At 62.6% G+C, this 18,618-nt stretch carries 14 protein-coding genes and 1 pseudogene; 2 read left to right on the top strand and 13 right to left on the bottom strand.

What is annotated here, in order from left to right; genetic code table 11:
- Window positions 1-56: 56 nt before the first annotated feature.
- The 8 genes from ACYZUM_RS27860 to ACYZUM_RS27825 all read right to left on the bottom strand — a co-directional run bounded on the left by ACYZUM_RS27860 (window position 57) and on the right by ACYZUM_RS27825 (window position 6,363).
- Window positions 57-1,499 (bottom strand): efflux transporter outer membrane subunit, encoded by a 1,443-nt coding sequence (locus ACYZUM_RS27860; RefSeq protein ID WP_108181320.1) that lies wholly within the window; start codon window positions 1,497-1,499, stop codon window positions 57-59.
- A complete protein-coding gene (locus ACYZUM_RS27855; protein ID WP_108181319.1) occupies window positions 1,496-2,383 on the bottom strand; it encodes an efflux RND transporter periplasmic adaptor subunit in 888 nt (295 codons plus the stop codon). The genes ACYZUM_RS27860 and ACYZUM_RS27855 overlap by 4 nt, the downstream gene beginning before the upstream one ends.
- Window positions 2,380-2,589 carry a DUF1656 domain-containing protein gene (locus tag ACYZUM_RS27850; RefSeq protein WP_007957657.1) on the bottom strand — a complete coding sequence of 70 codons (210 nt, stop codon included), beginning with the start codon at window positions 2,587-2,589 and terminating at the stop codon, window positions 2,380-2,382. The genes ACYZUM_RS27855 and ACYZUM_RS27850 overlap by 4 nt, the downstream gene beginning before the upstream one ends.
- On the bottom strand, window positions 2,586-4,649 hold the full coding sequence (locus ACYZUM_RS27845; protein WP_108181318.1) for an FUSC family protein: 2,064 nt from the start codon (window positions 4,647-4,649) through the stop codon (window positions 2,586-2,588). Before ACYZUM_RS27845 ends, ACYZUM_RS27850 begins: the two co-directional genes overlap by 4 nt.
- A complete protein-coding gene (locus ACYZUM_RS27840) occupies window positions 4,646-5,074 on the bottom strand; it encodes a MarR family winged helix-turn-helix transcriptional regulator (RefSeq protein ID WP_047290742.1) in 429 nt (142 codons plus the stop codon). Before ACYZUM_RS27840 ends, ACYZUM_RS27845 begins: the two co-directional genes overlap by 4 nt.
- A 122-nt stretch (window positions 5,075-5,196) precedes the next feature.
- A complete protein-coding gene (locus tag ACYZUM_RS27835) occupies window positions 5,197-5,442 on the bottom strand; it encodes a hypothetical protein (RefSeq protein WP_108181317.1) in 246 nt (81 codons plus the stop codon).
- An 86-nt stretch (window positions 5,443-5,528) separates the two neighbouring features.
- Entirely contained in the window at window positions 5,529-5,774 is a 246-nt protein-coding gene (locus tag ACYZUM_RS27830) for a DUF2789 domain-containing protein (RefSeq protein ID WP_108181316.1), read from the bottom strand.
- Between the two features lie 127 nt (window positions 5,775-5,901).
- Window positions 5,902-6,363: an aminoacyl-tRNA deacylase gene (locus ACYZUM_RS27825; protein ID WP_108181315.1), complete on the bottom strand. Its 462-nt coding sequence runs from the start codon at window positions 6,361-6,363 to the stop codon at window positions 5,902-5,904.
- A gap of 154 nt (window positions 6,364-6,517) precedes the next feature.
- Between ACYZUM_RS27825 and ACYZUM_RS27820 the strand changes: the two genes are divergently transcribed.
- Window positions 6,518-7,069 carry an NfeD family protein gene (locus ACYZUM_RS27820; RefSeq protein WP_065118211.1) on the top strand — a complete coding sequence of 184 codons (552 nt, stop codon included), beginning with the start codon at window positions 6,518-6,520 and terminating at the stop codon, window positions 7,067-7,069.
- Between the two features lie 2 nt (window positions 7,070-7,071).
- Window positions 7,072-7,830 carry a slipin family protein gene (locus ACYZUM_RS27815; RefSeq protein ID WP_041070974.1) on the top strand — a complete coding sequence of 253 codons (759 nt, stop codon included), beginning with the start codon at window positions 7,072-7,074 and terminating at the stop codon, window positions 7,828-7,830.
- 80 nt (window positions 7,831-7,910) lie between these two features.
- On the opposite strand, the gene ACYZUM_RS27810 is transcribed toward ACYZUM_RS27815, so the two are convergent.
- The 5 genes and pseudogenes from ACYZUM_RS27810 to ACYZUM_RS27790 form a co-directional block, all read right to left on the bottom strand.
- Complete coding sequence (locus tag ACYZUM_RS27810) at window positions 7,911-8,855, bottom strand: sulfotransferase family protein (RefSeq protein WP_108181314.1); 945 nt, start codon at window positions 8,853-8,855, stop codon at window positions 7,911-7,913.
- Window positions 8,843-9,628: an aspartyl/asparaginyl beta-hydroxylase domain-containing protein gene (locus ACYZUM_RS27805; RefSeq protein WP_108181313.1), complete on the bottom strand. Its 786-nt coding sequence runs from the start codon at window positions 9,626-9,628 to the stop codon at window positions 8,843-8,845. Before ACYZUM_RS27805 ends, ACYZUM_RS27810 begins: the two co-directional genes overlap by 13 nt.
- Before the next feature lie 14 nt (window positions 9,629-9,642).
- A pseudogene (locus ACYZUM_RS27800) lies at window positions 9,643-9,723 on the bottom strand (adenylyl-sulfate kinase); the annotation flags it as partial.
- Window positions 9,707-11,224 carry a TolC family protein gene (locus ACYZUM_RS27795; RefSeq protein ID WP_041070966.1) on the bottom strand — a complete coding sequence of 506 codons (1,518 nt, stop codon included), beginning with the start codon at window positions 11,222-11,224 and terminating at the stop codon, window positions 9,707-9,709. The gene ACYZUM_RS27795 and the pseudogene ACYZUM_RS27800, both read right to left, overlap by 17 nt.
- Window positions 11,225-11,273: 49 nt before the next feature.
- A complete protein-coding gene (locus tag ACYZUM_RS27790) occupies window positions 11,274-18,584 on the bottom strand; it encodes an Ig-like domain-containing protein (RefSeq protein WP_108181312.1) in 7,311 nt (2,436 codons plus the stop codon).
- Between the last annotated feature and the right edge of the window lie 34 nt (window positions 18,585-18,618).

Here is an 18,618-nt window from a genome sequence, read left to right as displayed (position 1 = left end):
TGAAAGGGTGCGTTGCACGGGGCACCCTTTCAACACTTCAAAGCATAGCAACGGCTTCAGGGTTTGCTGGTGCTTGAGGCTTGCGTTCGTCCGCTTTCCCAACCACCACCGAGGGCGAGGAACAAATCGATCTGGCTCATGGCAACCTGGGTGTTGGCGGCGGCCAGTTGCGCAGTGACGTCGGTGTAAGTGCGGGTCGCCTGCAGGTCGGCGAGGAACGACTCGCGCCCGGCCTGGAAGAAGCGGTGGGTCTGGTCCGCCGCCAGTTTCGCCGACTGCTCGGCATCGGCCAAGGCATCGCGACGCTGCAGCAGTGCGCTGTACTGGGCCAGACCGGTCTGGGTTTCGCGGATGGCGTTGAGTACCACGCCGTCAAAATGCGCCAGTGCGCCCTGAGTGTTGGCTTCGGCCTCACGGATCCGTGCGCGGGCGCCGTTGGTCGGCACCTTCCAGCTCAGCGACGGGCCAAAGCCCCAGCGGTTGGTCGATGGATCGCCAAGATCGGAAACGATGCCGACGGTGCCGATGGTCGCGCCGATGCTGATGTCCGGGTACAGCTCACCGGTTGCAATGCCGATGCCGGCGGTCGCGGCGGCCAGACGACGCTCGGCTTGCCGCACATCGGGACGACGCTTGAGCAGCGCCGCACCGTCGCCCACCGGCAACTGTTGGGCGATTTTCGGCAGTTCGGCACAGGTCGCGGTGCCGGCAGGCAACTGGTCGAGCGGTTTGGCCAGCAGCATCGACAGGCGGAACAATCCGGCCTGACGCGCCGCTTCGTAGCGCGGCAGGTCAGCCCGCAAGGATTTGAATTGGGTTTGCGAACGAGTGACCTGGGTCTCGTCACCACGCCCGGCATCGCGCAAGCGCTGGATCAGCGTGGTGCTCTGCGATTGCAGGTCGAGGGAATGCTGAGCGATTTCCCGTTCTTCGTTGGCGGCGCACACTTGGGTGTAGGCACGGACCACGTCCGCCACCAGGGTGATGCGCGCGGTGTCGGCCGCCGCTTGCGTGGCATCGGCGTTGGCTTTCGCCGCTTCGATGCCGCGTTGCAGCGTGCCCCACAGATCGAACTGGTAAGACGCGCTGATACCGATGTCAGCGACGTTGGCCACCGGGACTTTTTCCGGCAGCAGGAATGCTTGTCCGGATTCCTGCAAGCGCTGCGCGCCCATCTTCACGCCGCCGCTCCAGCCGCCGGCCGCTTCCGCTTCATCGACCTGAGCCCGCGCCCGCGACAGGTTGGCCGCCGCCACGCGCAAATCCGTATTGGAAGCCATGGCTTGCTGTACCAGTTGATCCAGACGCGGGTCTTGATACAGCCGCCACCAGTCCGCCGGCACCGGCGCCGACACCACTGGTTTGCCGTCCACCGCCAGTTCGCCCTGAAAATCCTTGCGCTGCACCGCCGCGTCAGCGGGCAGGTGATAGTCCGGCCCGACCATCTGACAGGCCGAGAGCATCAGGCCCAACCCGGCGATCAACAGGGCCCTGTTCATTGCGCGGGCTCCTGCGTTTTGTCGTCGATGATCGACACGGTCGCGGTCCGCCCGGCGATCATGCGGAAGTCTTCCGGCACCTCGTCAAAGGCGATGCGCACTGGAATCCGTTGTGCCAGGCGCACCCAGCTGAACGCCGGGTTGACGTTCGGCAGCAGGTTGTTGCCGCTGGTGCGGTCGCGGTCTTCGATACCGGCGACGATGCTTTCGACATGCCCGCGCAGCCTGGCCTTGTCGCCGATCACACGGATATCCACCGACTGCCCGACATGAATGCCATCGAGTTTGGTTTCTTCGAAGTAGCCGTCGATATGGAAAGAGTTGCTGTCGACCACCGACAACACCGGACGCCCGGCTGTGACGAATTCCTGCACACGCGGCGCACGGTCGTTGACGTAACCGTCCACCGGGCTGCGGATCACCGAGCGATCCAGATTGAGCTGCGCGCTGTCCACCGTCACCAGCGCTTCGGCCAGCGCCGATTGCGCGCGGGCAACTTTCGACTGGCTTTCTTCCAGCTGTTCGGCCGGCACCAGATTACCCAGACCACGGTTACGCTTGGCTTCACGCTGCGCCTGGGCCAGGGTTTCTTCGCGATCGGCGACCGCCGCTCTAGCCTGACGCAGGGCCAGTTTGAAGCGGTCCTGGTCGATGCTGAACAGCACCTGGCCGCGTTTGATCAACTGGTTGTCCTTGACCTCGACCTGCTGGATCAGCCCGGACACGTCCGGGGCGATCTGAATAATGTCAGCGCGAATGTGGCCGTCACGGGTCCACGGCGCAAACATGTAATACATCACCATGCGCCAGACGAGGACGACGGCGAAAGTCACGATCAGCAGGGTCAGGACCACGCGACCGATAGTCAGAAACGGTTTTTTCATGTCATCAGGTATCGACTGAGTGAGTCCACGCCGTACAGCATCACGGCGTAGAGGGCCACGTTGAACAATGCCCGGTGCCAGACCAGACGGTAAAAGTGCAGGCGCGTGAGCACGCCATGCACCAGCACAAACAACACATAGGTGATGCCCATCAACACCAGCAGGGTCGGCAGGAAAATGCCGCTGATATCCAGATCACCAATCATAGGGGCGCTCCATCGGGCAGCGGTTCTTCGGCATCGCCGGTGCTGACAAATTCCACGCCGGGCAACAGCGCCAGACGCAAACCGCTCAGGGCATGCAACAGGTTTAGCCGGGTTTCTTCGTCGCCGTGGCCTTTGAGGGCGCGGCGGGCGCGATCCATGGTCATCAATAAGGGACTCGGTGCCGGCAAGCGTTCGCCGGCCTTGAGGCAAGCGCGAAAATACTCACCGACCTCGGCCACCACTTGTTGCAGCAGGGCATTCGGCGCGCCTTCCACCCGCGGGGTGTAGGCCAGCAGATCGAGCAGGTTGAGGCCGACGCGCACTTCACGCATGGCAATCCCGGTGTCCTGGCCGGTCATGGCCAGACGCGGCAAGTGCTGCATCAGACGGTCGAGCAACTGCACGCCCAACTGCCGATGTTCGGCAAGGTTGGCCGGCTCGGTCATGTGCACGATGTCCTTCCAGCTGAAACGGGTCAGACGTTTGGCGGCCAGCTCGACGCCAAACGGGCGGGCGATCAGGGTCCAGATGAACGCGAACAGCAAACCCATCGGGCCGGCCAGGTTGGAGTTCACAAAGGCGAAAAAGTCCGCGTCATACGCGCCCTGAATGCTGATGAACGACGAGGTGTTGACCAGCGTCAGGAGCATGCCGAGGTAGAAACGCGGCTGCACCGTCAGGGTGCCGACGCAAATGAACGGAACCGCAAACGCCAGTACCAGCATCGGGAAATCGTGCAGGTTCGGCAGAATCAGGAACAGATAGAGACTGGCGAACAGTACCGACATCCCGGTCCAGAAAAAGAACCGGTAGATCTGCGGCGCCGGGTCGTCCATCGAGGCGAAGAAACTGCACGCCACCGCTGCCAGAATCACCGCACTGCCGCCGTCCGGCCAACCCAGCAGGATCCACAGCACCGAGGCGACGATGATCGCCAGAATGGTCGAGGCCACCGAATACAGCATCATCCCGCGGTCGAGAAACGGCGTCAGCCGCCCGAGGCGCCAGTGCCGGTAAACCGCACGCCAGCTATCCTGGCGCTCGCAGAGAATCGCGTCCTGCAAACTGCGGCAGTCCTGCCACAGATCGATGAATTCGCCGAGGCGATAAATCGCGTTGGAGAACAGCAATTGCTTGCGATCTTCCAAGGCCTCGCAGTTTGGCTGCAGGGCCTGGAGTTGATCCTTGAGCGCCTGCCAACGCGCCAGATCAGCGTCGTTATGGCCGAGCCATTGCTGGGTCGCGGTCAACAGCGGGGCAAACTTTTCCACCAGTTCCGGTGTGCGCCGTTCAAGCGCGTAGAGCGAATCTTCCAGCGCGTCGATCACCGGCAGCAGGTGGATCATCCGCCCGCGCAGTTCCTTGGTGTTGCGCACGGTTTGCGGTCGAGCGCCTTCGTGGGGCAACTGGCCGATCATCAATTCGAGGCTGTTGAAATTGGCGACCATGGCCATGCGCAGCGTGGCGATCTGTTCAGGCTGCACGTCGCGACTGAGAAACTTCAGGCTGTAGGTGGTGGCGTCGGCGAACCATTTACCCACCGCGTCGTTGAACACCGGCGCCAGACGCCGCGGCCAGAACATCGCGCCGACCACCGCCGCCACGGCGATGCCGAGAAAAATCTCTTCGGTGCGCGCTTCCGCCACGTCCCACACCGCCAGCGGATTATCCACGGTCGGCAAGGCAATCAGCGGCAATGTGTAACCGGCCAGCATCAGCGCGTAGTTATTGGCGGTGCGCAGATGCAGCGACAGGAACAGCAAAATCCCCGTCCACAAGGCAATCACCACCACCAGCACATATGGACTCTGCACGAACATCGGCACGAACAGCACCGCCGCCGCCGCCCCGAGAAAGGTGCCGATGGCGCGGTACAGCGCCTTGGAACTGGTCGGGCCGAGAAACGGGCTGGAGACGATGTACACCGTGGCCATCGCCCAATACGGACGCGGCATTTGCATGAGCAAGGCGATGTACAGCGCGATCATCGACGCTGCAAAGGTGCGGACCCCGTAGAACCAGTCGCGGGCCGGAGGAATGCCGGAGAAAAAACCGTTCAAGAATTGATCACCACAGGCGGATTCGCCGCCTCAAAAGCTCGCAGTACTCGAAGCGTAGCCTCCAGATCACTCTGGTCGATGCCTTCGAGCACTTCATGACGCAGACGTACCAGTTCACTTTCCACCGCTTGCACCAGTTCACGGCCGGTGTCGGTCAGGCTCAGGCACTTGGCCCGGCGATCCTGCGCATCTTCGGTGCGGCAGACATAGCCGGCGTGGCACAACTGGTCGAGCAGGCGTACCAGCGACGGACTTTCCATCCCGGCCGCCTGCGCCACTTGCACCTGACGCACGCCCTCGCCCAACCGCCCGATCATCAACAACGGCACGGCGCAGGCTTCGGAGATTCCATAGTTGACCAGCGTGGTCTGGCAGATCTTCCGCCAATGCCTGGCGGCCACCACCATGGCACTGCTGATGTTCATCTGGAGAGCGTCGAGGGAATTCGGCACGGGAAAATGCACACTGTTAGTTTGCTAACTATCAATATCGCATTGGCGGGGAATTTCAGTCAAGTTTTGAAACAAATCTTCTCTGCAGAGAATTTCTATAGTTCATCCAACTCGATGGCTACCCCTGCTTCGTTCCTGCGCGAATGTGTGATTGACACCAAATCGAAATCATCCAGCGTATCCAGGATCGCTTCATAAATTTCTGACGAGACCAGCACAGCCACTGTTGTGTCGTGCTCCCGAAGCTCGACAGGCCCGTTGGAGATGCTTTCGATCACTGCCTCAATACAGTCTCCAAGCGCGTCAACATCAATAGTTCTGACTGGCAAAAATGATTGCATTGACGGCTCCGGGTTGTTGAATTGGCAAGCTACTCCAACATCGATAGGGATCCTGTGGACATTCTGTAATAAGGTTTTACTCAGTCCTACAAAACCCGCCCCTTGCGCAACAACACATCCAACTGATCCACCACCTCCGCCCAATCCGCATCATCAAGAATCTCGCTTCGCAAGAAATCCGCCTGACTTTTGCTCCAGAAAAACGCATCCGCCAGGTGCAGCTCGGGTTTGAGCGGTGAATGGGTGGCGATGAATTGGTCAATGCTGGTCGGGTCGCTGTCCAGGCCCAGTTGCTTGAACAGGGACGGCAGGCTGTGGGTGGGCTGCTCCATGGGGAGCTCCTTCAAGAATGCGGTGGGTGAGAGATTATTCGCGAGCAGGCTCGCTCCCACAGGAGAACGCGTTCAACCTGTGGGAGCGAGCTTGCTCGCGAAGGCGTCCGCGAAAGCGCTACAGAACCTACTGACTCAACTCCCGCACCTCGGCATGCGGCACCATTTTCAGAAACTCGGGCATGCTCATGTGCAGCAGGTAGTTGTGGTTGCCGGCTTCCAGGTAGATGTCTTTCTGCCGGGTCAGCAGCGGGTCGATGACCATGTCCAGGCCGTAGGAATCACCCAGCGGCGGCACCGCACCGCGTTCGCAGTCATCGAAGATGTGCGCCAGGTTGCTTTCCCGGGTGATCTGCCATTCGCCGCGGCTGCGCACTTTGCTCAAATCCAGGTGCCGGCTGGCCGGCAGCACGGCCATCAGGTAATGCCCCTGGTGGTCGTCGAGAATCACCGACTTGGCCACGCGCTCGGCGGGCACCCCGGAAACCCGTGCGGTTTCCAGACTGCTGGCGGAGTGGCGGTGGGCCACGATGTCATATTCGCAATGCGCCCGGTTCAGGCTGCTTTGCACTTTTTTTGCCATACGCATGCTGCACCTCGGTGTCACGCGGAACGTTGTGCCTGTTCTGCTGAGTCTAGTTCGGCGAGGCTCAGGCGAAGGGAAATCCGCTCACTGGACACATCTGCTCATTGAGCAGAATTCATTCAGCGCCAGGCTCAACTAGACTTAAGGAAACACCCCCATGACTCTCCCGGAGGGTCACGTGAACAGCCGATGTTGTCTGTTTTTTCTGATACTGCTGACCAGCGGCCCGGCCCTCGCGGCTGACGTCCCGCTGACGGCGGTCAATCCGGTCGGCCTGTGGCTGATCTCTCTTGGCATTGCCTTTCTGATCGCCGAAGCCGCGCTGCCCAACTACGGGGTCATCGGCCTTGGCGGGATCATCATGTTCGTCATCGGCGCGCTGATCCTGAGCAACGCCGAGGTGCCGGTACCGATGATCATCGGCCTCGGCCTGCTCAGCGCTCTGCTGCTGATCGCGTTGATCATCCGCGCCTTGAAAACCCGCCCGCGCCACGCCGTCAGCGGCGATGCCGGGCTGGTCGGCAGCGTGACGGCGGTGACCACCGTGCAAGCGGAAAACGCCCACAACGGCTGGGTGCATTTGCAGGGTGAACACTGGCAAGTGCACAGCGCCACACCCTTGCACACCGGGCAATCGGTGCGCGTGGTAGGGCGCAAGGGCTTATTGCTGAAAGTCGCCGCGACTGACGCGGTGCGACACGGAGAGTGATCATGGGTCTGCAAATCGGTTTTGTTGCACTGCTGCTGTTGGTGATCGCCCTCGCCGGGTCGACCTTCCGCATCCTGCGTGAGTACGAGCGCGGCGTGGTGTTCCAGCTCGGGCGCTTCTGGCAGGTCAAAGGGCCGGGGCTGATCCTGTTGATACCGGTGGTGCAACAAATGGTCCGGGTCGATCTGCGCACCGTGGTGCTCGACGTGCCGCCCCAGGATGTGATCACCCGCGACAACGTCTCGGTGAAGGTCAATGCGGTGCTGTACTTCCGCGTGCTTGACCCGCAGAAGGCGATCATTCAGGTCGAAGACTTTCTTTCGGCCACCAGCCAACTGGCGCAGACCACCCTGCGCGCGGTGCTCGGCAAACATGAGCTGGATGAACTGCTGGCCGAACGCGAGCAACTGAATATCGATATCCAGCAAGTGCTCGACGCCCAGACCGACGCCTGGGGCATCAAGGTCGCCAACGTCGAGATCAAGCACGTCGACCTCAACGAATCGATGGTCCGTGCCATCGCCAAACAGGCCGAAGCCGAACGTGAACGCCGGGCCAAGGTGATCCACGCCGAAGGCGAACTGCAAGCCTCGGAAAAACTCATGCAGGCCGCCGAAATGCTCGGCCGCCAACCCGGCGCCATGCAGTTACGCTACATGCAGACCTTGAGTTCGATTGCGGGTGACAAGAGTTCGACGATTGTCTTTCCCCTACCCATCGAGCTGCTCAAGGGGATGGCGGATCTGTCGGGAAAAACCTGACAGCAAAAGATCGCAGCCTGCGGCAGCTCCTGCATCGGTTATGCGTACACCCTGCAGGAGCTGCCGAAGGCTGCGATCTTTCATGCGTTGCGTAGCAATTCAAGATTCAGAAAGGCATCCTGGGCACATTGCCGAACCCGTTCGCGCAACCACGGCGAAGCCTCGCGACGCTTGTCTTCGCCATCGGCAACAAAGCGCTGGGACGGCTGCTTGGCATGCTGCATCGTCGCCGCCAACACCTGCTGCCGCTGCTCGACATTCAAACGAAAAAACTTCGCCAATCGTCCGGCCATGGCCTCGGGCAACTCGCTGTAGTTCACCAGCAGTCCGTCACCCTCGCGGCAGTGCAGATACGCCGACGCCAGCAAGTGTCCAAGTCGTCGTGCAATGAAGTCTTCACTGCCGGTAAATGGCAAACCATCGTCGAGCACACAATCACCAAGCATCCCCGGCACCATGTGCATCCCCGGACGACGCACGTGCGATACGGCGATTTCCAGCGGATCGCGATACACGAACAGCCACGGCGTGTCGGGAAAGCATGCCTGCAACAACGGCCATTCGCCGATGTTCCAGGCATCGAGCTTGATCACCAGTCGCTGCTCGATACCGCGTCGACGTTGACCGTAGGCCGAGAGCAGTCCACTGATCGCTGCCCGCCGCTCGGTTTCGGGTAGCTCACCTCGCAAAAGCGCATCAAGCGGCGGTGGCTCCGAGACTACGATGTGGTCATCGAGCCACGCGAGCATCTGGCTGATCAATGTCGAACCGCAACGCGAGGCGTGCAGGATAAAGGCACTCGGGGCCAGCCCCGGGCTTTGCCTGTGCCACTGCGTCAGCGCCGACAGCGGCGTCTGGCGCCGAAAGACCTGATTGAACGGCAAACGCAACGCGTCCTCGACCGCATCGCGAAAAAACGGCTGCTGCAAAGGTCTATCCCCGAACCAGCACCAATCGACCTGCCAAAGCCCCGCAACCGGCCATACCCGGATCGGCAGCCAGCCGTCGAAATTCAGCCGCTCCATTGCGCGTTCCATTGCCGACGTCCTTGGCGCATCGCCGCACGCAACTCTTCCCGGGAGAACGGCAAGCCGTGTTCGGCGGCCAGCTCAAGAGTACGCTCGATGAATAATTCGGGGTCCGTCATGTCCTGCAACGTCGCCGCCAACGTGGCATCGCCCGCCACCCATCGCTGGAATTGCTGCAACGCCGAGTCTGGCCGTTGCGTTGCGGGGGTGTCGTTCACACCTTCGACGATTTTCTGCGCAAGCCAGGCGCCGGGGCGGCAATCGAGCACCAGATGAATCCGTGCCGACGTATCGAAGTTATCCACCCGATGCGCACGAGCAAGATCGAGAAACCAGCACTCCCCCGCCGTCATCGGCACACGCTGCCCCTCGAGCCAGAAGTCTGCGGCGGGCGGGCTGAGCAACGGAATGTGCAGGCGCAGATCGGCTTCCGGACCCTCCAGATCGTAATCACGGTGCTCATGAATTCGCCCGCCGGGCCCCAGTCGCAGCAAGCGTGCGCTGACGATATCCAGCGCCAGCTCGCGCAGCCCCCGCTGCCAGCGTTCATCACGCAACCACGGCGTGCGCTGCAGCGGCAAACCGCGTCCTGGGGCTAACTCACTCAGTGCATCGGCAGCCGAAATCAGCGCCACGCCGCTCCAGTCGCCCGTGAAGTAGTCCGTGTTGAAGTGGCCGCGCCATGCCTCTTCGGCAATCGCCTGCAGCGCCTGCAACAGCAGCGGCAGGTCCACCGCCACCGGTAGACGCGAACAGACCGGGCGGCTCATGCCTTGGGTAAAGCACCGCGATGGCCGTTGCGGGCCTCGCGTTGCCTGCGGCTAATGCTGGCGACGGGCGCCTGCAGATTATTTGGCGCCGGCATGGGCCACCACCGGCACCGAGATATCCCCCGACGCCCAGGCCGATTCGCGGTTGGCCAGGGCCGTGGCGATCGACTGCACCGCGGTGGATTGCACTTGATCCGGAAGCGGATCGAGGCCGGCGCTGGCGAAGATCTGCCCATAGGCATTGCGCAGATCGGCATACGACAGGTCACGGCGCAGATCCGCTTGCAGGTTGTTCAATTCACCCTGAATCAATTCCAGCTCGCCGATGCCGGCGGCCTGGTGCCGATTGCGCAACTGACCGACGATCTGCCCGTCGATGTCCGACAGTTGCTGGTTGGTCTTGAACTGACGCAGCGCCTCTTGATAGTTGGCATTGGCCACATACAGCTGCGCCAGCACCGCGATCGACATCGCCTGACGGCGTGCGGTGGCGACTTCTTCGCCAGCCTTGGCCACATCGATGGCTGCCGGGGCGGAGATCACATTGAACAGGTTCCAGGTGACTTTCACCCCATAGTCGGCCCAGCGATCGTTCACCAGAAACGAGTTGCTGTCGTAGTGTCCGCCGGCGGAAAACTCCAGGCCCGGCAACATGCGCAACATCGCCTTGCGGGTTTCAGCAGCACTGATCCGGGTCTGGTAGTCCTGCTCGCGCAGTTCCGGACGGCTGGTCAGGGCTTCCTGCTCCAGTCTGGAAATATCGACCTTGAGTTCCGGGATCTGATAACCGTCGTCAGTGGCCAGCGTCAGGTTGGTGCCCAGCGGCAGATTGATCAGGGTCGCCAGTTCGGTTTTCGCCAGCGACAACGCCCGGCGTTGCTCTTCCAGTTGCCGGGTCGCTTCGATCAACGAACGCTGGTAACCGAGGGACTGCACCGGATCACCGATGCGCTGCTCGCTCATGCTTTCGCTGTTGCGCCGGGCGGTGTCGACCCGGGCCATCAGGCTGTCGATCTGTTTGAGCAGACGTTCGGCCGCCATCGCCCGCCAATAAGCCGAGCGCACGTCCTGAACGATGGTGTTGATCACTTTGCGCCGGCGTTCCTGAACGATCAGGCGCTGGTCGCCCTGTTGCTTGGCGTTGATGTAGCTGACGCCGAAATCGAGGACGTTCCAGACCATGGTCAGGTCGGCGACGTTGCGGTCGCGGTCCTGGGAGGTCGACGGTTCCAGGGACTGGGTGCCGGTGCGTACGCTCTGGCTGCTGGAGGCGCTGACATTGTTGCGTCCGACGTAACCGGCATCCAGCGCCATGCGTGGCAGCATGTCGAAGCTGGCGAGGTCGAGCTGCCGCTTGGCCAGCGCTTCCTCCATGATTTTCAAGCGGCCTTCGAGGTTGTATTTCACCGCGCGGGCCATGGCCTGGTGCAGGGTCAGCGGACCGCTCAGCGGTTCCTGACCCTTGTACATGCTTTGCAGGTCGGCTTTGGCCCGTTGTTCGCTGACACTGCGTTCGATCGGTTCACTGGTGACTGCACATCCGCTGATTGCCAGCGCCAGCAGGCTGGCGCCGAACAATTTTTGACTTTTCTTCATCCCTGCATCGCCCCTGGGTGCTGCGCATATTGAGTTGTTGTGTGTGTTATCAGGCCTGCATTTCGCTGATACCGACCTGTTGCAGAGCCGCCGCCAGGTTGTCGACCCGGTGCTGCTCGCTGTCCTTGATCTGTTGCAGTTGCTGGCCCAGGGTCGGCGCGCCGAACACACCGCGCAGGCCCTGGGCAATATCGCCGCCCGTGATCGAATGACGGTCGAAGGCATTCAGCGAATCGCGCTCTGCGGCGCTGTCCTGATGGAACAGGCTCGACAGCGTGCTGCTGCCGAACACCCCGCCATCGCCGCCGCCAAACCCGAGGAAGCCATGGCCGGAACCGTCGCCGCCGCTGTCGCTGCTGGTGAAAACCTGGGCGATGAAGCTCGGGCTCAGGGCGCCGTGGTTGATGAAAATGTCACCCAGCGGACGGATGCCGTTGCCGATCACCCGTTGTTCGAACAACGGCGCGAAGGTCAGCGGTGAGCCGAGGTCGCCGGTGGGCGGTGTGAAGATGAGCGGTTGCAGCGGGACGTTCGGCGCCGGTGGTGGCACGACGGGGTCGCTGCTGCGGAACTCCGGATCCGGCGGCACCACCACCAACGGCGAGGTCGGTGTCACCGGCGGTACGACCACCGACACCGTATTGATCACGTAGTTCCCGGACTGACTGATCCCGCTGCCGCTGTTGCCCGACAGGTCACTGACCCCGGCCGTGTTGATGCTGATTGCATTGCTGGCGCTGTTGACGTTGGCGGTCGGCGTCAGGGTCGCGGTCCAGGTCTTGCCACCGTCGCTGCTGCTCAGGTTGGACAAGGTGCCATTGGCCACGCTGAGGTCCGCCAGCTCGAAACCGCTGACCGCTTCGTTGAAGGTGATGATCACCTGCGAAGTCTGGCCGACACCCAGATTCGGGTTGGCAACCACGACCGTGGCGGTCGGGCGCTCACTGTCGAGGGCGTAGTTGTTCGACACCGCCACGGTGCTGCCGGCGTTGCCCGCCAGGTCGGTGACGTTGCTGGTGTCCAGCGCGATGAAGTTGCTCGGGTCGGTCACGTTCGCGGTCGGCGTGAAAGTCGCGGTCCAGGTCTTGCCGCCATCGCTGCTGCTCAGGTTGCTCAGGTCGCCGTTGGTCACGCTCAGGTCGGACAGGTCGAAATTGTTCACCACCTCGCTGAAGGTGAAGGTCACCGTGGTGGTCTGGCCGATGCCCAGATGCGGATTGGCAACCACGATGTTCACCGTCGGCCGGGTCGCATCGAGGATGTAGTTGTTGGAGATGGCGATGCTCGCCCCAGCATTGCCGGCCAGATCCTGGACGCCGGCGGTGTCGATCAGGATCAGGTTGGTCGCGTCGTTGACGCCGGCTGTCGGGGTGAAAGTCGCCGTCCAGGTGATGCCGCCGTCGCTGCTGGCCAGGTTCGACAGCGCACCATTGGCGACGCTGATGTCCGACAGATCGAAACCGCTCACCGCCTCGCTGAAGGTGATGGTCACGGTGGTGGTTTCGCCGATGCCCAGGCGGTTGTCGGCGACCACGATGGTGGCGGTCGGCAGCGCGGTGTCGATGGCGAAGTTGTTGGAATCGGTAATGCCGATACCGCTGTTGCCTGAGACGTTGGTCACTCCGGCATTGTTCAGGCTGATCAGGTTGGTCGCGTCAGTGACATTGGCGGTCGGGGTGAAGGTCGCCGTCCAGGTGACACCGCCGTCGCTGCTGCTGACATTGCTCAACGTGCCATTGGCGATGGTCAGGTCGCTGTTGTCGAAACCGCTCACCGCTTCGCTGAAGGTGATGGTCACCAGCGAGGTTTCCCCGGCCTTGAGCGAAGTGTCGGCAACCACGATGGTGGCGGTCGGCACCTGAGTCTGCACCTGATAGTTGGCCGAGTTGGTGGTGCCGGTGCCGGTGTTGCCGGCCAGGTCGGTAATACCGGTGTTGTTCAGGACAATCAGGTTGGTGAGATCGGTGACACCAATGTTCGGCGTGAACGTGGCCGTCCAGGTGATGCCGCCGTCGCTCGACGCGACATTGCTCAGGGTGCCGTTGGCGACGCTCAGGTCGGCATTGTCGAATCCGGTCACCGCCTCGCTGAAGGTGATGGTCACCAACGCGGTTTCACCGGGACGCAGGTCGCTGTCGGCCATGACAATGGTCGCCGTCGGACGCTGACTGTCGACCGCATAGTTGTTGGAATCGGTGGTGCCGCTGCCGGTGTTGCCGGCGAGGTCGGCGATCCCGGTGTTGTCCAGGGTGATCACATTGCTGGTGTCGGTAATCCCTGCCGCCGGGGTGAAGGTCGCTGTCCAGGTGATGCCGCCGTCGCTGCTGCTGACTGCCGACAACGTGCCGTTGGCGATGGTCAGGTCGGCGTTGGTGAAACCGCTCACCGCTTCGCTGAAGGTGATGGTCACCAACGTAGTCTGACCGACGCCCAGGGCTGTGTCGGCGACCACAATGGTGGCCGTCGGACGCTGGGTGTCGATCGAGTAATTGTTGGAATCGGTGGTGCCGCTGCCGGCATTGCCCGACAGGTTCTGCACACCGCTGTTATCCAGGGTGATCAGGTTGGTGGCGTCGGTGATGTTGGTAGTCGGCGTGAACGTGGCCGTCCAGGTGATGCCGCCATCGCTGCTGCTGACTGCTGACAACGTGCCGTTGGCAATCGTCAGGTCGGCGTTGGTGAAACCGCTCACCGCTTCGCTGAAGGTGATAGTCACCAGCGAGGTATCACCGATTTTCAGCGCGTTGTCGGCAATGATGATGGTCGCAGTCGGCAGCACGGTGTCGATGGTGTAGTTCGGCGAGCTGGTGGTACCGGTCCCGCTGTTGCCGGCCAGGTCGGCGATGCCGGTGTTGTTCAGGACAATCAGGTTGGTCGCATCGTTGACGCCCACGTTCGGCGTGAACGTCGCCGTCCAGGTGATGCCGCCGTCGCTCGACGCGACATTGCTCAAGGTGCCGTTGGCGACGCTCAGGTCGGCATTGTCGAATCCGGTCACCGCCTCGCTGAAGGTGATGGTCACCAACGCGGTTTCACCGGGACGCAGGTCGCTGTCGGCCATGACAATGGTCGCCGTCGGACGCTGACTGTCGACCGCATAGTTGTTGGAATCGGTGGTGCCGCTGCCGGTGTTGCCGGCGAGGTCGGCGATCCCGGTGTTGTCCAGGGTGATCACATTGCTGGTGTCGGTAATCCCTGCCGCCGGGGTGAAGGTCGCTGTCCAGGTGATGCCGCCGTCGCTGCTGCTGACTGCCGACAACGTGCCGTTGGCGATGGTCAGGTCGGCGTTGGTGAAACCGCTCACCGCTTCGCTGAAGGTGATGGTCACCAACGTAGTCTGACCGACGCCCAGGGCTGTGTCGGCGACCACAATGGTGGCCGTCGGACGCTGGGTGTCGATCGAGTAATTGTTGGAATCGGTGGTGCCGCTGCCGGCATTGCCCGACAGGTTCTGCACACCGCTGTTATCCAGGGTGATCAGGTTGGTGGCGTCGGTGATGTTGGTAGTCGGCGTGAACGTGGCCGTCCAGGTGATGCCGCCGTCGCTGCTGCTGACCGCGCTCAACGTGCCGTTGGCGATGGTCAGGTCGGCATTGGTGAAACCGGTCACCGCTTCGCTGAAAGTGATGGTCACCAGCGAGGACTCGCCGATTTTCAGGCTGGGGTCGGACACGATGATGGTCGCGGTCGGCACCACGGTGTCGATGGTGTAATTGTTGGAGTTGGTGGTGCCGCTACCGGCGTTACCCGCGAGGTCCGCGATGCCGGTGTTGGCCAGCATGATCAGGTTGGTCGCGTCGTTGACGCCCACGTTCGGCGTGAACGTCGCCGTCCAGGTGATGCCGCCATCGCTGCTGCTCACCGCCGTCAGGGTGCCGTTGGCAATCACAATGTCGGCGTTGCTGAAACCGGTCACCGCTTCACTGAAGGTGAAAGTCACCAGCGTCGTTTCGCCGGCCGTGAGGGTGCTGTCGGCAACCACGATGGTGGCGGTCGGGCGCTGGGTGTCGATGGCGTAGTTGTTGGAGTCGGTGGTGCCGCTGCCGGCATTGCCCGCCAGGTCGGCGATACCGGTGTTGTCCAGGGTAATCAGGTTGGTGGTGTCGGTGACGCTGGCACTCGGCGTGAACGTCGCGGTCCAGGTGATGCCGCCGTCGCTGCTGCTCACCGCACTCAGCGTACCGTTGGCGATGGTCAGGTCGGCGTTGGTGAAACCGGTCACCGCTTCGCTGAACGTGATGGTCACCAGCGAGGTTTCACCGATCCGCAGGTTGTTGTCGGCCACCACGATGGTCGCGGTCGGGCGCACGGTATCGATGGCGTAGTTGTTGGAGTCGGTGGTCCCGCTGCCGGCGTTGCCGTTCAGATCCGCGATGCCGGTGTTGTTCAGGGTGATCAGGTTGGTCGCGTCGGTGATGCTGGCGGTCGGCGTGAAGGTCGCCGTCCAGGTAATGCCGCCGTCGCTGCTGCTGACCGCCGTCAAGGTGCCGTTGGCAATGCTCAGGTCGGCGTTGGTGAAGCCGGTCACGGCTTCGCTGAAGGTGATGGTCACCAGCGAGGTTTCACCGATCCGCAGGTTGTTGTCGGCCACCACGATGGTCGCGGTGGGACGCGCGGTGTCGATGGCGTAGTTGTTGGAATTGGTGGTACCAGTGCCGGCATTGCCAGCCAGATCGACGACCCCGGTGTTATCCAGGGTGATCAGGTTGGTGGTGTCGGTGATGCTGTTGGTCGGCGTGAGCGTGGCGGTCCAGGTGATGCCGCCGTCACTGCTGCTCAGGCCGCTCAGGGTGCCGTTGGCCACCGTCAGGTCGGCGGTGGTGAAGCCGCTGACCGCTTCGCTGAAGGTGATGGTCACCAGCGAGGTTTCACCCGCTGCCAGATTGCTGTCGGCCACGACAATGGTCGCGGTTGGCCGCACGGTATCGATCACGTAGTTGGCCGAATCAGTCGTGCCGCTGCCGGCGTTGCCGGCCAGGTCGGCGATACCGGTGTTGTCCAGAGTGATCAGGTTGGTGGTGTCGGTAATGCTGGCCGTCGGGGTGAACGTTCCGGTCCAGGTGATGCCACCGTCGCTGCTGCTGACTGCCGACAATGTGCCGTTGGCGATGGTCAGATCGGCGTTGGTGAAACCGGTGACCGCTTCGCTGAAGGTAAAGGTCACCAGCGACGTGTCGCCGATCTTCAACGCCGTGTCGGCCATCACGATGGTCACGGTCGGCCGCGCGGTGTCGATCGCATAGTTGACGGAACTGGTCGTGCCGACGCCCGCCACGCCGTCGCTGATCGCGGTCACCCCGGTGTTGTCGAGGGTGATCAGGTTGGTGCTGTCGGTAATGTTGTTGGTCGGCGTGAAAGTCGCGGTCCAGGTCAGGCCGCCGTCGCTGCTGCTGACCGCTGTCAGCGTACCGTTGGCAATGGTAAGGTCGGCGTTGGTGAAACCGGTGACTGCCCGGCTGAAGGTGATGGTCACCAGCGAGGTTTCGCCGATTTTCAACGCCGTGTCCGCCATCACGATGGTTGCGGTCGGCGGTTCCACATAAGCGGTATTAAGTGTGCCGCCATTGTTGTAGATCGCCGCGAAAGCCAACGGTACAGAGCCTGTCACGCCGCCGCCCAGCTCTGTACCACCGGAGCCGCTGCCAGCCGCGTTACCGCTGATTGCGCTGAAGTTGGCGGCGGTGATCAGGACCGTGCCGCCCTGGTTCCAGATCGCACCGACACCCCGTCCGCCGTCGCCACCGTTCAGGTTGTTGCTGCCCTGGCCGCTACCGCCGCCGCCACCGCCGCCCGCGCCGATGTTGTTGCTGATGACCGAGGTGCCGACGATTTTCAACGTACCGGTCGAGGCGTTGTAAATCCCGCCGGCCGCGTTGCCACCGACGCCGCCAACCTTGTCCCAACCGGAGCCGCCACCGCCGCCGCCGATGGAAATCGTGCCGTTGTTGGCTGTGCCGCCATTGCCGCCGTTGCTGTAATAGGACACACCCACGCCACCGGCACCGCCGACGGTGGAGCCGCCGCGCCCGCCCATGTGCGTTGCATCGTAGCCTCCGCCATAGCCACCCACGCCACCGCTGCCGGCCTGGCCGCCCAACGTTCCGGTGCCCGGCCCGGCCGTACCGCCATGGCCGCCGCCCTGACCACCAAGGCCGCCGCCACCGCCACCACCGCCGCCGTAGTTGGCACCCGTGACACCGCCGCCACCACCACCGCCGGCCGCCGCGTTACCCGTTACCGAAACGTTGTTCAGCGTGAGAATACCGGCGTTGAAAATCCCGCCGCCCATGGCGCCGGTTGCCCCGTAGCCGCCATTGCCGCCGTTGCCAGAGACCAGACCCCGGGTAATCACCAGACCATCGAGGGTCACGGTGTTGCCGGAGGTGATTTCTACCACTCGGGTCTTGTACTGGCCATCGAGGGTGACGTCCGCGACGCCGTCGTTGTTCAGGTCGCCATCGACGGTGATGTTCTTGTTGATCAGCAGCTCAGAGGTGAGCTGTACCGTCATGCTGGTGCCGAAGGTCACGATGTCGCCGTTCTGCGCCGACGCCAGCGCTGCGCGCAGCGAGCCGACCCCGGTGTTCGCGTTGTTGGTGGCGGTCCACGTGGCGAGGCCCCACTGATACTCGCTCATCGACAGGGTCGACAGCACGTTGGCGCTCTCGATCTTGCCCGTGGCGATTTCCAGATCCCAGTCGCCGCCCACACCGGTGCGGTTGTTCGAGGCGGCTACATCGCGGCCGGTCAATTGTGCCAGCGAGTCAACGAAGCTCAGGCCTCGGTCGCCCTCGGCGGTGTAGCAGCCGTAAATGAGGATGTCGCCGCCAACGTTCATGTCCTTGCCGATGTCCGCCAGCAGCGCACTGCGTTGCGCGACGTTGTCGGCCGACAGATAGCTGTTGCCGAGCCACAGGTCACCGGCGTTGCCGTGAGCGATGATCTGCACCGAGCTGACGCCCGAATGCTGGTCGAGATAATCGGCGATCTGCTGCAAGCCGTCCTTGCTTGCATCGAGCTTGACCACTTGCGCGCCGGGGGCGACGCCTTTGAGCAGGCTGTCGGCATCCTTGACCCGGGCATCGACGAACACCACGCTCTGGCCAGGTACCGCGACAGGACTGGCAGCCGGCGTGGCATCGGCCTGGCCGTGGGTGTCTTTGCTGGCCACCGGATGATCGGCCGTCGGTGCCTTGGCCGCGTCGGCGGCGGGATGACTGTCGGCCTGGGCGGCGGTGTCAGCGACCGTGGCTGCGACGGCACCGTCGAACAGCATGCGCGGTTCCAGCGACATGATCAGCGGCGCAGCCAGCGTCCGTTGGCCTTCGGTTACCCGCGACTTTTGCTTGCTCCACCACATGTTGCTCACCCGGACTCGAACAGTTGTAAACGCA

Source organism: Pseudomonas sp. m6p (genome assembly GCF_055760375.1).
This window is presented reverse-complemented; position numbering and strand designations above follow the sequence as displayed.